Annotated in this window: 17 protein-coding genes and 1 rRNA gene; 3 read left to right on the top strand and 15 right to left on the bottom strand. The window is 33.2% G+C overall.

What is annotated here, in order from left to right:
- The 15 genes from AD60_RS09350 to AD60_RS09280 all read right to left on the bottom strand — a co-directional run.
- Nucleotides 1-78: ribosomal RNA gene (locus AD60_RS09350) — 16S ribosomal RNA — on the bottom strand; the annotation flags it as partial.
- 215 nt (nt 79-293) lie between these two features.
- Nucleotides 294-818: a hypothetical protein gene (locus AD60_RS09345; RefSeq protein WP_103877473.1), complete on the bottom strand. Its 525-nt coding sequence runs from the start codon at nt 816-818 to the stop codon at nt 294-296.
- 148 nt (nt 819-966) lie between these two features.
- Nucleotides 967-1,746 (bottom strand): DUF4895 domain-containing protein, encoded by a 780-nt coding sequence (locus AD60_RS09340; RefSeq protein ID WP_103877472.1) that lies wholly within the window; start codon nt 1,744-1,746, stop codon nt 967-969.
- A gap of 1 nt (nt 1,747) precedes the next feature.
- The gene (uvrC, locus tag AD60_RS09335) at nt 1,748-4,030 is read right to left on the bottom strand and encodes an excinuclease ABC subunit UvrC (protein ID WP_158248423.1); all 2,283 of its coding nucleotides are present in this window, start codon (nt 4,028-4,030) and stop codon (nt 1,748-1,750) included.
- Nucleotides 3,997-4,845, bottom strand: a complete 849-nt coding sequence (locus AD60_RS09330) for a 50S ribosomal protein L11 methyltransferase (RefSeq protein ID WP_103877470.1) — start codon at nt 4,843-4,845, stop codon at nt 3,997-3,999. Before AD60_RS09330 ends, uvrC begins: the two co-directional genes overlap by 34 nt.
- Before the next feature lies 1 nt (nt 4,846).
- On the bottom strand, nt 4,847-5,383 hold the full coding sequence (locus AD60_RS09325) for a folate family ECF transporter S component (protein ID WP_103877469.1): 537 nt from the start codon (nt 5,381-5,383) through the stop codon (nt 4,847-4,849).
- A gap of 11 nt (nt 5,384-5,394) precedes the next feature.
- Nucleotides 5,395-6,225, bottom strand: a complete 831-nt coding sequence (locus AD60_RS09320) for an alpha/beta hydrolase family protein (RefSeq protein ID WP_103877468.1) — start codon at nt 6,223-6,225, stop codon at nt 5,395-5,397.
- A gap of 25 nt (nt 6,226-6,250) precedes the next feature.
- Nucleotides 6,251-7,579 (bottom strand): tRNA (N6-isopentenyl adenosine(37)-C2)-methylthiotransferase MiaB, encoded by a 1,329-nt coding sequence (miaB, locus tag AD60_RS09315; RefSeq protein ID WP_103877467.1) that lies wholly within the window; start codon nt 7,577-7,579, stop codon nt 6,251-6,253.
- A 62-nt stretch (nt 7,580-7,641) separates the two neighbouring features.
- Nucleotides 7,642-8,481 (bottom strand): 30S ribosomal protein S2, encoded by an 840-nt coding sequence (gene rpsB, locus AD60_RS09310; protein WP_103877466.1) that lies wholly within the window; start codon nt 8,479-8,481, stop codon nt 7,642-7,644.
- A 111-nt stretch (nt 8,482-8,592) separates the two neighbouring features.
- Complete coding sequence (gene rsfS, locus AD60_RS09305; protein ID WP_103877465.1) at nt 8,593-8,940, bottom strand: ribosome silencing factor; 348 nt, start codon at nt 8,938-8,940, stop codon at nt 8,593-8,595.
- Between the two features lie 112 nt (nt 8,941-9,052).
- Entirely contained in the window at nt 9,053-10,891 is a 1,839-nt protein-coding gene (gene glmS / locus AD60_RS09300) for a glutamine--fructose-6-phosphate transaminase (isomerizing) (RefSeq protein ID WP_103877464.1), read from the bottom strand.
- Nucleotides 10,892-10,905: 14 nt separating this feature from the next.
- Nucleotides 10,906-11,886 (bottom strand): phosphate acyltransferase PlsX, encoded by a 981-nt coding sequence (plsX, locus tag AD60_RS09295; protein WP_103877463.1) that lies wholly within the window; start codon nt 11,884-11,886, stop codon nt 10,906-10,908.
- 4 nt (nt 11,887-11,890) lie between these two features.
- Nucleotides 11,891-12,073 carry a 50S ribosomal protein L32 gene (gene rpmF / locus AD60_RS09290; RefSeq protein WP_103076226.1) on the bottom strand — a complete coding sequence of 61 codons (183 nt, stop codon included), beginning with the start codon at nt 12,071-12,073 and terminating at the stop codon, nt 11,891-11,893.
- Between the two features lie 34 nt (nt 12,074-12,107).
- Nucleotides 12,108-12,665: a DUF177 domain-containing protein gene (locus AD60_RS09285; RefSeq protein WP_103877462.1), complete on the bottom strand. Its 558-nt coding sequence runs from the start codon at nt 12,663-12,665 to the stop codon at nt 12,108-12,110.
- Between the two features lie 131 nt (nt 12,666-12,796).
- Nucleotides 12,797-13,291 (bottom strand): hypothetical protein, encoded by a 495-nt coding sequence (locus AD60_RS09280; RefSeq protein WP_103877461.1) that lies wholly within the window; start codon nt 13,289-13,291, stop codon nt 12,797-12,799.
- Between the two features lie 196 nt (nt 13,292-13,487).
- On the opposite strand from AD60_RS09280, the gene AD60_RS09275 reads away from it, so the two are divergent.
- The 3 genes from AD60_RS09275 to AD60_RS09265 all read left to right on the top strand — a co-directional run bounded on the left by AD60_RS09275 (nt 13,488) and on the right by AD60_RS09265 (nt 15,943).
- Nucleotides 13,488-14,696 carry a hypothetical protein gene (locus AD60_RS09275; RefSeq protein WP_103877460.1) on the top strand — a complete coding sequence of 403 codons (1,209 nt, stop codon included), beginning with the start codon at nt 13,488-13,490 and terminating at the stop codon, nt 14,694-14,696.
- Between the two features lie 160 nt (nt 14,697-14,856).
- On the top strand, nt 14,857-15,351 hold the full coding sequence (locus tag AD60_RS09270; RefSeq protein ID WP_103066299.1) for a hypothetical protein: 495 nt from the start codon (nt 14,857-14,859) through the stop codon (nt 15,349-15,351).
- 130 nt (nt 15,352-15,481) lie between these two features.
- A complete protein-coding gene (locus tag AD60_RS09265) occupies nt 15,482-15,943 on the top strand; it encodes a hypothetical protein (protein ID WP_103877459.1) in 462 nt (153 codons plus the stop codon).
- Nucleotides 15,944-15,961 lie beyond the last annotated feature (18 nt).

The raw sequence follows: 15,961 nt of genomic DNA, 5'->3' as shown, positions 1-15,961 counted from the left end.
AGTAATGGCCCGTTCGACTTGCATGTGTTACGCACGCCGCCAGCGTTAACCCTGAGCCAGGATCAAACCCTTCATCCTAAACTCTTGGGCCTCCTCTATCTACTTTTCAAAGACCAACATACATCACGGGGTTAACCTATCAAACTCCCCAATTTCAAAATACTTCCTTTTTTTAAAGAACTTCGTTTGCACACAAACGCAAACTTCATTTACTCTTTCATCCATCAGCGTTGTATATATTACCACATCACTCTACCTTTTGTCAATTTCTTTTTTATGAACTTATTTGTAAATTATTGTGAATTCATTAAAACAAAAGAATAGCATACATTGAATATTGAGTATCCTATATAGGCTATGGAAGGTAGATAAAACCATTTGTTTAAACCTATTTGGGTTTGTCCGAACAACTGAATCCCTGCCCAGTTTAACGAGTATTTTACTATTATATAAGTTATAGAAAAAGTCATAAAAAGTGAAAAGGAAAAGATGATAGCCCCTATTACCGAACATTTGTGAAGTCTAGCCCTTTCTATGGCATATATTTCAAATAGTATTCCTATGATCAGTATTAATATAGAAAGAAAAAATATTAGTCTAGTTTCTAAAGGAAAATTTTGATTAATTAGATTACTGATAATAGGTTTTGCAATATTCATTATTATAATGAATAATATAAATATTACAGAAACAACTATATTAAATGTCCCATATAACATTTCAGCGAGTGTAAAAGGGGCTTTTTTTACTTTTTTAAAACCTTTTGGGACTACGTTTTGATTTGTTCTTTTATAATAATCTTCAATGTTTACTTTCATAATTCTCTCCTTTTGAAAGAATATTATTTTTTATTATATAGCGTCCTTTCACCCCGCAGCCCCCCGTTTATGGTAGAGGGACCTACGGTCGCTTTACCCAACAGATTGGGGTAGGACTTCGCCCAGCATGTCGCCCATATTACTAAAATTAAATTTCCAATTCATTAATTTGCTCGACTATTTTAGCAGCTTTTTTTATAAATTGATTATAAATAGAGTTGAAATCTATATCAAGGATACGGCCTGCAGGTACTTTGAATACCGCTAATGCTGGTGCTTTAACTTTCATTTCTGGAAGTTTGTATGAATTTTTTAAAAAGTCGTACTTTCGCAAAACTTTTTCTTTTAATATTCGACCAATTTCTATATATAAGGATACTTCAGAATTGTTTATATGTTCTGGAACTTTGAATAAAACGTGAATATCATTTAAGTATGGAAAATAAAATATGTCCTCATCCCACTGCTTGTAATGCTCAATTATAAATTTCAATTTTTTATCTGTAATATTCTGATGTAGAGAAATGTATTCTTCTCCTTTTAATTTTTCAGAAAACATGAGTTTTTTTATAAGCCTTTCTTGTCCCCAAACCCTGTAAGATGCAATTTTAAAAGGTGATTGTACAATGCCAAACATTACATTAGGTTGTACTATTTTGTTGTATTGCCGTGATAGTTCCGTGTATTTTTTTACTAATATTTCAGAATCGTTGTAGTACGTAGGGTATAGGACGCTCATAACCTTTCCAGGTTTATCAGGCCCAACAGTTTCAAAAACTCTTCCATCTTCATCTATAAAAACACAATAGACAGGAAATTTGTCTTCGCTATCATAAACACTGCCAAAAAAGAAATGTTGAAATTCATCCGCTAATAAGTTTTTGTATTTATTTAAGTAATTTTTGGCAAATTCGATTAGTTCTTTCAAATCATTTCTCTCCTAAACTTTCTTTTATTCTTTTCGCAATTTTTTCACTTTTAACAACTTTTGATATTTCTTCAGTTGATGCCTCTAATACTTTTTGAACTCCTCCAAAATGCTTTATCAATTCTTTTTTTCTCTTTGGACCTATACCGTAAATATCATCCAGCTTTGTTTTCTCAAACCGTTTACTTCTAAGACTTCTGTTAAAACCTATAGCAAATCTGTGCGTCTCATCTCTTACGTATATAAGTAATCTTAACACTGGGTGATCCAAAGACAAGTGAAGATCGTCCATCTCACCTGGAAAAACTATCCTTTCGTCTTCTTTTGCGATACCAACAACATCCACATCTTTTAAAGAGTAACCAATTTCTTTTAGTGCTTCTACAGCTGAATTTACCTGTCCTTTTCCTCCATCAATGAATAAAAGATCAGGTAATTCATGTTTTTGATATCTTCTTTTTATTACTGTTCTAATGCTTTCGAAGTCGTCAGGAGCTTTTATATTATCCAATCTATACTTCCTGTATCCTTCTTTGTTGGGCTTTCCGTTTTCGAAACGCACTAAGGAAGCTACAGTATACAACCCTTGTAAATGAGATATATCTATACCTTCAATAATTTTAGGTTCTTTCTTCAATGAAAGTATCTCTTTAGCCTGTTTTAAAGCATAACTTAAATCTTTTTGCCTTTTGATTTCTTCTTGTAAATTTGCATAAGCCATTTCATATATTTTAGAATTTTTACCGATCTTTTCGATTCTTTTTAAGCCTTTTTCTTTCAGAAAAGCCAATATTTCTGGAGAAATTTCTTCATTGTATAATGTCGATATCAAAGAAGGCGGCTCATTCTTTCTTACAATATAGTATTGATACAAGAAATCTTCTAACGTCCCCTCCATTGTGAAGGAAAGTTTTGAAATTAAATATCCCTTTCTTACTATTAAAACTAAATAAACGGGGGATTCATACATTATTATATCTATATTTTTTCCGTTTTGGTATTCAACCGCTACTTCTTCAAACAAATTCTCTAATTTGAACAATGTGTCACGCATTTGAGCAGCTTTTTCATAATTTTTTATTTTGGCATAATCTTTCATAGATTTTTGAAGATAGTTCTTTACTTCTGCAATATCTCCTGACAAAACTTTTTTAACTTTTTCCACCGATTCTTGATATGCCTTCTCGTCTACGTCCTTGTAACATGGACCATAACATCTGCCTAAATGGTATAGGAAGCAAGGCTTACTTTTTCTGCTTAAATCCCTATCACAACTTCTAATCTTATAAACACTTTGTAGTACCTCGATAACATCTTTTACAAATTTCACATCAGAGTATGGCCCATAGTATTTACCTTTTTCTTCTTTTTTTGTACGAACGTATTTTATTTTTGGAAATTGTTCATCCGTAACTAATATATATGGATACACTCGTGTATCTTTTAGCATTATATTGTATTTTGGTTTATGTGCATAGATGAGGTTGGCTTCTAAGATGAATGCTTGATTTTCATTTGAAGTTAGTATATAGTCAAAATTTGTAGCCTTTTCGAGCATTTCATAAGTTTTTTCATTTCCAATATAATTTTTCTTATTAAAATATGAAGAAACTCTATTTTTTAGGTTTTTGGCTTTACCTATATATATTGGATCACCTTTATTGTTTTTAAAAATATATACACCTGGTTTTTTAGGGATATTTTTTATAATTGACCTGTCTATCAATGGGTTGTTTCGCCTCCATACGTTAAGGGGCATCAGATTTTCGCATCTTTTGTCGTCACAATATTTCTTACTTATATAACTATCCACTATTTTCCCTACGGGATTGTTTTCCCTACTTAAATAAGATGCATAGTGTAAATGTAAACACTTTATAGTAGAAAAATTCTTTATTCCACCTATTCCTGTTTCTTTTAGTTTCTTTATTATATTTTTAGATAGAGAATTTAATTCTCCCTCTAATATCTTCATTCTTTTTTCAATCTCTTCTTTGTGAGCAAGAATCATTTGCATTTTTAATTCTGGATCATTTTGTATAATTTTTTCTATTTCAGTTATTCTTCCCTGAGCTTCCAATTTTGATACTTCTTCCACTAGATAAGGACATGTTAACCAATAAAGAGTCGGAAAAGGTTTTCCATCTTTTAAAGGAAAACTCTTTATTACTTGAGGATAGCCATATATGCATCTTTTTTCTACATTTAACACATTACTAACAATACGTCCTAATTGTTTTTCAATTATTTTTAAATCTTCTTTTGAAACATCAAAGCTATCCAACAACCATCCTCCATCCTATCTTTCAACACTAAATCGACTTCTTTTGCTTGCTCCATAATAGATTTCTCTTTACTCTCAATTATACCAGAAAAGATGACAATTCCATTTTCTTTAAGTACTTTATCAAATTTAGGATCTTTCATTAACTGAATCAATACTTCAGCCACAATATTAGAAACTAATATATCAAAACTTTCATTTTCTCCCACTACGTTTAATAAATCGGATAATCTTATCTCAATATCAACATTGTTTAAAATGGCTATTTCTTCAGCTTTTTCTATTGCCAAATTATCATTATCTAAAGCACACACACGGTTAGCTCCAATCTTTTTGGCTAAAACCGATAGTATCCCACTTCCTGTTCCTATGTCAATAACATCTTTGTCTCTACAGTCAACTTTTCTTAAAAGTTCAGCTGCCAGTTTCGTTGTTGAATGTAATCCTGTACCAAAGGCACTGCCCGGTATTACGTTCAATACTATTCCAGATTTTTCTACTTTTTTATCAGAAAAAGGATTTACCCAGACCCCATCTATAAGTTGAAAAAAATCTATTGTTTTTTTCCATTCTTCTAACCATTTTGATTCTTCAGTAATTTTCTTAGAAAGTAATTTTAAGCCAAACATAGAAAACAAATCCAAAATATCTTTGATTTGCTCTTCTGTCTTGACATAAATCTTCAAAAATGTTTGGGAACTTTCTACATCTTCCTCTATGTAAAAGGAATTAAATCCATATTTTATGAACTGATCTATTATCTTTTCTTCTTCGTTAGGTTCTAATTCATATACATACTCGTAATATTTATCCATCCTATTCTATCTCCATCAATTTGTTAATTTGAGGAATTCTGGTGAGTAATAATAGCATGATCAAAGCATTTAAAAAGAATGATAATACATAGCCACCTAACCGAGGAGGCATGAGAACGGCATATGGAACACCAAATGCATTGTGAATGAAGAACGGTGTTAAGGTTATACCAACCGCCTCACCTAAACCACAAGAAATAGCTAATGACCAATAATTGATTCTTCTCTTAAAAAAGTACCAAAAAACTATACCTGGAATCAAACCATGTAAAGCTGAGGTCAACGTAAACTGGGGAAGAAAAGGCCCCATCGGATTTATCCAATAACCAAACAAATCCGCTAAACCTCCAACAATAAAACCATCTAAAGGTCCAAAAATAAAAGCAGAAAGAAACATAGGAATCGTTCCAAACCCAAATCTAATAACTTCAACATTACCTATGGGAATCCTAATCGCTAATAATCTAGAAAAAAGTATAGATAGAACTATAAACAAAGAATTCATTACTAACCTATAGGTTCTATTCTTTTTGTTCATAAATTTCCTCCTTAATGGATTATAAGCATGTTTTTTGTAAAGAATCTTAATACTTCTTTTATTTCCTCACTCCAAAGAAACCAATTATGGTCTCCAGGTTTTATAAATAGACTTGTAGATATGCCATTCAATCTTAATTCATGGTGTAGTTCAGAAACACCTAAATAGAGGTGAAAATAATCCTCACTTCCACAAGAAAGATAAACTGGGAGCTCTAACTCGCTTTGTTTTACGTTTTCTATATAATTAAAAATATTTTCTTTTTCCCATAACTCCGGGTCAAAAGGCGAACCAAATGCATCATGATAGTAATCCTCTCTTACATGAATTTCATTGCCATCTAAATCGACTTCTTTCTCTGGGGGAACTTCTCTGGTTATTCCCCCACTTAAACTAGCAACAGACAAAAACAGCTCGGGATACTTAAATGCCAACCTTAAGGCACCATAACCTCCCATAGATAGACCTGCTATGAATCTTGAAGAACGTTCGTTATAAACCTTGTACTGCGTTTCTATATGTTGAAGAAGATCTTCTACCAAAGCGGTTTCATAATTAGCACCAGTCGGGGAATTAACGTACCAACTGTTCTTGGCATCAGGCATCACAGCTACAAAAGGTGGAATTTCGTTGTTAGTTATCATTAAATCTAAACTTTGATCAACCCTACCTTTTCTTAACCAACTCGTTTCGTTTCCCCCATGCCCATGCAGCAGATAAATAGTCGGATATTTCCTAGTTTCAATGTCGTATTTAGGTGGGAGATAAATAGAGTATTTCATCTCACTTTTAAGTGCTTGACTATAAAACGATAACGATTCATAGACTTTTCCGTGCGTCAAGTGTATACACCCCTTTTTGTATTCATTAAACACTAGTGTAGATCGTCTTTACAACTTCCCCATATAATGGGCCCGGTGTAATTTTATTGATTTTTACTTTCAAAAATTCACCATTCATCTCTTCATTACTTTCGAAAATTACTAATTTATTGTTCGTAGTTCTTCCCATATAAGTACCATTTTTACCTGCTTTTCCTTCTTGAATTATAACAACCTCTTGTTCAAGATACTTTTCATTTTCTTCAAGGTTTATTCTTTTTTGTAACTCCATGAGATACTGCAATCTTTTATTTTTAACATGTTTAGGAACATCGTCTTTTTGATACTTATACGCTATCGTTCCTTCTCTTGGGGAATATTCTGCAATATTTATTCTTTCAAATCTACATTGCTTAATCAAATCTACCGTTTCTTCAAAATCCTCATCCGTTTCTGAAGGGAAGCCTGTTATAAAATCACTGGATATTGTAACGTTTGTCACTTCTTTCTTTACTTTATTTACAAGTTCTATGAACTCCTCTTTTGTGTATTTTCTATTCATCGCTTTAAGAATCTTGTTGCTCCCTGATTGAGCTGGAAGATGAAAATAACGGGCAGCTTTTTCTTCGTTGGCAACAGTTTGTATCAAAGAGTCAGTTATATCAGAAGGATAAGAGGTTAAAAACCAAATTCTTTTTATAGAATCAAATTCTGCTGCCTTATGTATGAGCAGGTCCAATTTAGATTTTTTGTCCCCAAAGTCCTTACCGTAGGAATCCACATTTTGACCTAAAAAGGTTATTTCTTTGTAACCTTTTTTCGCATAACTTTCAACTTCTTTTATTATATCTTCCATAGGTCTACTTTTTTCTAACCCTCTGGTGTAAGGTACTATACAGTATGTGCAATATTTATTGCATCCGTATATAATAGTAATCCAAGCATGATGTTTACTTGAAGGCATCTTTGGAATATCGTAACTTACATTATTCAATTTGTCGCTAAAATCAGCGAACCTTTCTCCATTTAAAGCCCGTTTTACTAAATTTACTATGTCTATTACATTTCTAGTACCAAAGACAAAATTCACCTTTTTAAACCTTTCAAGTAGTTGCTGCCTTTCCTTTTCCGCTGAGCACCCCCCTACACCCAAGATTAAATTCTTGTTTTTATCTTTAAGTTTACCATAACCACCTATAGCCCCATACATCTTATTTTCTGCTTTTTCTCTTACAGCACAACTATTTATCAATATTATATCGGCTTCTTTTGGATTTTCTGTCCATTCAAAGCCTTCCTCTTTCAAAAGACCTGACATTATTTCACTTTCGTTTATATTCATTTGGCAACCAAATGTCCTTATGTAAAATTTCAAAATTATCACCTCTTACAAAAAAACCGGGAGCAATCCCCCGGTGTATTATGTACAACCAAAAATTAAAATTTTTTGTCTTCTTCTTCTGAGGAAACGAGTTCTTCTTCTATTTCTTCGTCGTAACTAGCGTATTTCTCCTCAGCTGCTAGTTTTTCGTCTATTTCAGCCACTTCTTCTTTTTCCTCTCCTGCTTCGCTTTCTTCTTCGAGGGTTTCTATTCTGCCTTCTTTTCCTTCAACAATCGCATCAGCCATTTTTGAGGCGATAAGCATTATGGTTCTAATAGCGTCATCGTTTGCTGGAATAACGTAATCGATAAGATCTGGATCACAATTAGTATCCACTGTTGCTATTATTGGTAATTTAAGTAAATTTGCTTCTTTAATAGCGATCTCTTCTTTTTTAGGATCAATAATGAATATTATATCCGGAATTTTTTTCATTCCACGTAAACCACCCAAGTTTTTTTCTAATTTCTCCAAATTTCTGCGTATGGTGGCTTGTTCTTTTTTGGGTAGTTTTGAAAACTCTTCACTTTCAACGTATTCCGTTAATTGCTCCAATTTATCAATTCTCGATTTTATTGTCTTGAAGTTGGTTAATAAACCGCCAAGCCATCTGTTGTTTACAAAAAATTCTCCGCATCTGCGTGCTTCATCGGCAACGATTTGTTGGGCCTGTTTCTTAGTTCCAACGAACAACACTCTTTTCTTTTCCATAACCGAATTTTTGAGGAAGTCATAGGCTTCGTCAATACTTTTTAAAGTTTTTTGTAAATCAATAATGTGAATACCCTTTCTTGCAGTAAAGATATAAGGCTGCATTTTGGGATTCCATCTTCTCGTCCTATGACCAAAGTGAGCTCCTGCTTCAAGTAACTGTTTCATACTTACCACTGACACAAAAATACACCTCCGTAGATGTTTGATTTGGTTTTCTATCCTCCACCTTCCTTTTTTTCACCGACCCTTTTATGGGCACCGGGGTGAAAAACGGAAGATGTGAGTATTATTTTATATTACCGTTCGTTTTTGCTCTCCCCAAAGCCCTTCTAAATCGTAAAATTCTCTACTCTCTTCAGAGAATATATGAACTATAAATATACCAGCATCGATTATCATCCATTCACTACTTTGACCTTTATCGTAAAAAGTTATGGGGATATCTTTATCTTTTAAATACCTAACTACTTGATCTCTTAAAGCTACTCTATGAGGTTCTGAATTTCCCGTAACAATGACAAAGTAATCAACCATCAACTCGGAATCTTCCATGTCAAGTACGGTAATATTTTCTCCATCTTTTTCTTCTAGTAATTCCACTATTTCCTTAACGGAATTCAAAACATCAGTTTTTAACAAAAATTTACCACCTCCACTGGAATTTTTTCTATTTTTTAGCGCCCCTTCGCCCCACTGCCCGCCCTTCTAAGGAAGAGTGAAAGTTTTGCCCTGCAGCCCATAATTGACCAAATTATTCAACAGTGACACTTTTTGCCAAATTTCTCGGTTTATCTGGGTCTAAGCCTTTTTGCACCGCTATGTAGTAAGCGAACAGTTGTGTAATAGGCGCTACTACCAATGGTATTAAAGGTTCGAAAATAGAAGGCACATCGATGTAATCATCACATATTTTTTTTGTTTGCAGATCATCTTTTGAAGTTAAAGCTATCACTTTTGCCCCTCGAGCTTTTACTTCCATAATGTTAGAAATCATCTTCTCTCTTAACTTCCCCAAAGGAACTATTGCAAATACTGGAAAATTATCATCCAATAGGGCTATTGGGCCATGTTTTAGTTCACCCGCTTGATAGGCAATGGCATTGATATAACTGATCTCTTTTAATTTTAAAGCACCTTCCAAGGCGGCTGGAAAGCCAAAAACTCTACCAACGTACATCATATCTTTGAAGTTTTTATACTCCTTTACTAACTCCATCAAGTGACCGTTTGTTTTATCTAAAATTATTCTAAACAATTCCGGCATTTTTTCGATGTTTCTCATTATTTCATCCAGTTCTTCTTTTTTGTAACCTTTCCAATAGATGAGTTGCGCAGCTAAGGTGTAAAGCAAGGCTATCTGTGCGGTATAGGTCTTTGTCGCGGCAACTCCTATTTCTGGACCAGTGTTGAGATAAAGAACACCGTCAGATTCTCTCGAGATAGTGGAACCAACTACGTTACTTATAGCTAATACATACGCACCTTTTTTCCTTGCTAATCTGACCCCTTCTAGCGTGTCAATAGTTTCCCCAGATTGAGATATTGCCAACACCAAAGTATTACTGTCAATTGCTGGATTCATGTACCTGAACTCTGATGCAACCTCTATATCAAAATCAATATCTGAATATCTATTCACAAAGTATTTTGCAGCTAAACCGGCATGATAACTCGTACCACATGCAACTACATATACCTTTTTCATTTGGTTCTTCACAAAATTTTCTAAAGATTGGACTTCTTTTATCTGTGGTTTTCCGTCTTTTAATCGACCAACCAAAGCAGATTCTAACGCTATCGGTTGCTCAAAGATTTCTTTCAGCATAAAATGTGGATACCCTGATTTTTCTGCCAGCGATTCATCCCAGGTTATACGTATTGGTTTGTTCTCAATGGGAACCCCATCTAAGTTAAATATAGAATAACCTTTAGGTGTTAAAATGGCAATCTCACCGTCATTCAAAAAATTCATCTCTTTTGAATACTTCAACAAAGGAGTAACGTCTGAGGCTAGCATGCTCATATTTTCGTTACTTGAAATCACTAAAGGACTGCCTTTTCTTGCAGCTACGATTTGATCGGGTTTGTCTTTATGAACTACGGCAATAGCATACGCACCTTCGAGTTTCTTTAAAGTTCTTAAAACAGAATCAAAAAGGTCTCCATTGTACTTCTCTTCTATCAAATGAGCGATAACTTCGGAATCCGTTTCTGATTTAAAGATATGGCCCTTGATTTCAAGCTCAGTTCTTAACTCTTGAAAGTTCTCTATAATGCCGTTATGTACAACAGCTAACTCTTCTTTACAATCTAAATGTGGATGAGAATTTTGTTCTGAAACAACACCATGTGTAGCCCACCTCGTATGGGCAATTCCAGAATAAAAACCTTCTTCCAATAAACTTTCATTTAAAAGTATTTTTTCAATTTCGTTAATTCTTCCTGGTTTTTTTAAGTATTTTATAGAATGATCTACATTGTAAGCCAAACCTGCGGAATCGTACCCTCGGTATTCAAGTTTTTTCAAACCAGAAATAAGATCGTCAACTTTCACTCTTCTATTTGATACAAACCCTACTATCCCACACAATTTTTAAACCCCCTTTAAATCTCAATCTTTTTGATCAAGTCAAATTTAACCGCACGGTAAGCCACATACAAGGCATTTGCTATCGCTTCAGCGTCTGAAGCCCCGTGCGCCTTGACTAAAACACCGTTAACCCCCAAAAAGAATGTCCCACCATAACTTCTGTAATCAATCTTATTGACTAAAGACGCTAAAGAACCTCTTAAAAACAAGGCTCCTAATTTTGTGAATAACCCACCTTTTTTAACCGTTTCTTTTAATTCATGTAGGATAAAATAAGCAGTACCTTCTATAGTTTTTAAAACGTTGTTACCAGTGAATCCGTCTGTAACTATTATATCACACGTATCATCGAATATTTCACGTGCTTCTATATAGCCAACATAATTAAAATTCTTTTCTTCTTTTAACAAATTAGAGGCTTCCCTAACTAGTGAATTTCCCTTTTCTTCTTCAGAACCGATATTTAAAATCCCTACTCTCGGATTTTCAAGATTCAAAAATTTAGCGTAAGCTATTCCTTCCCTCACGAAATCATAAAAATGTTCAGCCTTTACTTCAGCGTTTGCTCCTGCATCCACCAAAATTTTTGGCTTGCTAGATTTGGAGGGAAGAGCCAAAACTAAGGCAGGCCTTTTTATACCTGGAAGTCGACCTGCAACAAAGGCACCACTTGACAGCAATGCACCAGTGTTGCCTGCACTCACAAAGGCATTTAATTCTTTATTTTTTAACATTTCGCAACCTACGTACATGGAAGATTCTTTCATTTTCAAAACTTCTGTTGGTCTTGTCTCATTACTAACCAAATTTTTAGCTGGTATAATTTTTAAATTCGATATTTTATCTAAATCTTCACTTGAAATTTCATTCCCTACTATAACCAGTTCGCCTGGAGAAAGAAACTTATTCTTTAAAGCAAAAAGTGCGCCCTCAATTACAGCCTTGGGCGCATTATCACCGCCGTATAAATCAATACCTATTTTTACATTATCCATAGATTTATTCACCTATTTCTAAGATTTGTTTGTCACCGTAGTATCCACAATTCAAGCAAACGCGATGTGGCAATTTTGGCTCTCCACATTTTGGACATTTTACAACGTTGATCTTGTATGCGGAGTAAAATTTTGCTCTCCTTGAATGTGTTCTACTTCTCGATGGTTTCTGTTTTGGCGTAGCCATGTATGTTTCCCCCTTTGGTATTATGTATCAATTTTTATTTTTCTTCATTCAACAATTTCCTTAACGCTACAAAACGTGGGTCGATCTCCTCTGTTTCACAAGAATGCTCTGGATTTTCGTTTAAATCAATCCCACAGATAGTACATAATCCTTTGCAATCTTCTTTACACAGTGGAACTTCTGGTACTGATAATATTATAGTCTCTATAACTCGATTTGTCAAATCTATTGATTGGCCATCATAGTAAATAAGATTATCCAGTGTTTTTAACCGCTCAGTTTTCGACAAATACTTCTCAAAACTCCTACTCAAATATACGACCTCAAAACTTTCATCTATCCAGTACTCAATGGGCTTTAAACATCTCGAACAATGAAGCTGAACCATTGTTTCAATTTTACCGCTTACTAATACTCGACTTTCTCCCTTTTCCAAAGAAACATTCACATCTATCGGGGCAAGTATCTTCGCCTTTTCAGAAAGTAGTTCAATTTCTTTCCAATTTCTAATTATGATCTCTCTTTCTAATATCTTTTCAAAAGATTCTAATTCTACTATAAGGTTTTTACTTTTCAATTCTTCGTTAAACATTATTCTCACCTCAGCCGTATTATTGTACTTCAAAAAAGTTTATCAAAAACAAAATAATTGTTAATTTTTGAATAATAAAAAAGAGGCAGGGATTAACCTACCTCTCGAACGTCTTCTTAATCAATTTATATTTAAACTGCAGGGGAAACTGTGAAAATAAAATTTCCAACCTTACCCTTGTATTCTCCAATTTTTAAAAGTAACTCTCTTATTTCAGGATCATTATCAACTGCCTGCTGAAAATTGAATCCTATTTGAACGGTTTTTTCAATTACTCCATAGGCTGAGTCATTACTATCAACAGAATAATTAAAGCTACTATTCAACAATTCAAACAATGCTTGGTTTTGTTCGTTAAAACTGCTTTCTTCAGCATCAAATTCTACATAAAGTTTGAAAGACGTATTTGCAACAATTTTTACCTTAACCTCTTCACTTTTGTTATCAGGAGATGACAAGTCGAAATCATATTCTAAACTCTCTTTATCAACAGAGTCAATCGCAGCATAGCTGGGAACACTAATATAAACAGGGACATTAACACCATCAGAAGTTTGAGAAAAAGAAATAACGCTGATATTTAAAAACATTAAAATTATTGTTGTTATGAAAATTGTCTTTTTCATTAACCTCACCGCCTCCAATAAAATTCTAATAAAATTATACTAAATAAAAATGAAAATGTCAAGTTTTTTTTAATTTTGTTAAACCTTATTAAAAGCTAATTACAATCATTTTTATTGAATTTTTATTGAAAGACTTAAAATTATTTATAAAAAATGAGGTATAATTTAGAAAGAAAATCATAAGGAAGTGATTAAAATGAAGAATATAGTTGTAGTTTTAACTATTTTATTCATAACAATAAATATATTTTCTGCAGACAATTATTTCGAATTCAAATTAGATTTAGATAATTACAACTATCAGCAAACTAAAATTAATCTTCGTCTCTCGAACGTTTCCCATATAGAATTGCAACTATATAGTAATTACGAATTTTTTAAAAGTTATTTCAACCTTTCAAGTTGGAGAAGTAGAAATACTTATACAATACAGTTAGGTTTTAATGTACAAACATTGTGGCAACATTATAACCAAAAGCTTCTTAGTATGTTTAAAAAAGGACTTTTATCTTCTTCAGGTTTAGGCACAAAAATAGGAGAAGTCTTACTTTTTGACTCAAACGAAAACCTGTTAGATTTTGTTGATATTTATTTTGTGATTGACGACTTTTTTGTGAACTATACCGTTTCAAACGATATAATTTTTGCATTCTCTCCACCTTATCCAGGTAGTGGGCCCTGGTATGATCAAAACACTTCTATAGTATCCCTAAATTCTAATCTACTTCCCCTTCATGTTTATATTGGTGTTGATTATTTAGATGGATTTGATTTTCTATCTCAAGGTAGTTATTTACAGTTTTTAAGTTCTCCTGATATCTATTTAAATAACGGAAACGTTGAGTTCGATGTAAATGTTGGCTCTGATTTAGGTAATCTATTCAACAATCATGGAAGTTTATTACAAGAGAAATATGTTGAAGCAGGCTCTCCGACGGAAGGACTCCACGTAGCGGATGTGGTTATTTCTATCCCTATGGAAGGTGGATATTTTAGCTATGAAGCCATTCCTGTGTATTTTAAGGTGCCTGAACCTTCTATAAATTTCATTATTGGAGAAGAGGGCACAATTCAACTGACTTTTGATCTTTCCAATCCTCAGAATAATGTTATTTCTTCAGTTCCCGTACATATTGAATCAACTTTGCAAAAGTACGATATTTATCTTTCAATAGATATTTTTGACACTTACAGCTTTTTGGCAGATTATATTATTTTACAAAATGAGCAAGTAATTACTGTAGAGAGCGGTAATATCGATTTTGATATTGAAATAAAGGCAAACTTTGCCGATTTGTGGAATGATAAACGTGAGCAAATACTATCCCTTTTTGAAAATGAGGTTCTTATAGTCAATGAAGTTATCCACATCGGTGATGTTTATATAACTCTTTCGTCCTCTTGATGCCTTCCTAAATCTTTCTACATATTCTTATTTTCATCTTACTATTTTTCTGCAAAAATTCTTATTGAAATTTTATTGAAATTAATTACTTTCTTATTTCCCTGAGTATAATTAAATTAGAATTAATTATTAAAAAAATTCACTCAGGGTGTGAGCGGTAATGGTTTCAACGTTAAAATATTCATTATTTTTTACTATTATAATTATTGTTGCATCAATCTCATTTGCTATAGATGAAGAGACTACGGTCCCTATATATTTAACAGTACCTGAATACTTGAAAATTACCGATCTTAGTAAAACACGTTTAGACTTAAATGTTGATAACAATTTTAAAGACAGTTTGACTTTTAATGTGGAAGCTAATGTAGAATATAATTTAGGTGCTGAATTTACGGTATTGCAAGATCCTCATGAAAATCCTCAGGCAAACCTAGTAATAAAATCTTCTCATTTATCGATATCAAATGGAGAAAATCTATGGGAATCAGAGGAAGGAAGTTCACAAGATACAACTATAGGAATTCAAGAAATTCAAGGAACTCCTGGAAGCCTCGGGTACTCTTTAACCTTTTGGTTAGTGGAGGGAGGTTGGATATATAATGCTTCAGGAAGAAAAATCGGAGACATTCAAATCACAGTTTCAAGCCTTTAAAATTGTAACATAAATTCTGATTGGATTTTTATTGAAAATTATTGTGGTTTTATTAATGTAAGTATAATTAATTTAGAAAAAATAATAGCAATTTAAAATAACAAAAATTTTAAAAGGGGTGGAGTTAAGAATGAAAAAGATTTTAGGTTTAGCAGTTTTGATGATGGTGATGTTGGTATCAGTTTCAGGATTGGCACAGGCCACGAGCGATTCTACTACAACTACAGTTCCCGTGTTTTTGAATGTTCCAGCTTTTGTGAGGTTGACACTAAATGATGCAGATAACCAATTTAATTTAGAATTTGATCCAGCAGATCCATATTCAACCGTTGAAGATACCGTAGCTCTATTAGCTGAGGCAAATGTGGATTATGATGTTACTGTTAGCGAAATACAACCAGTGCTTGATCAGGAAAACTGGGCTAACTTATTACAAATAACCATAGATAAGACAGCTAACAATTTTGGGGACCCCGGACAGTCTGTATTTAACGCCACTGCAACTATCAATGTCATTGACAACTTAAGTTTAGGGACTGTTCCCGCAGGTACAAAGATCGCTGATGTAATCTTTACCATAACCTCACTCTAAAAGTTTTTTAGAGAATAT

Origin of the sequence: Petrotoga sp. SL27, from assembly GCF_002924605.1 — a bacterium.
Taxonomy (GTDB): domain Bacteria; phylum Thermotogota; class Thermotogae; order Petrotogales; family Petrotogaceae; genus Petrotoga; species Petrotoga sibirica.
This window is presented reverse-complemented; position numbering and strand designations above follow the sequence as displayed.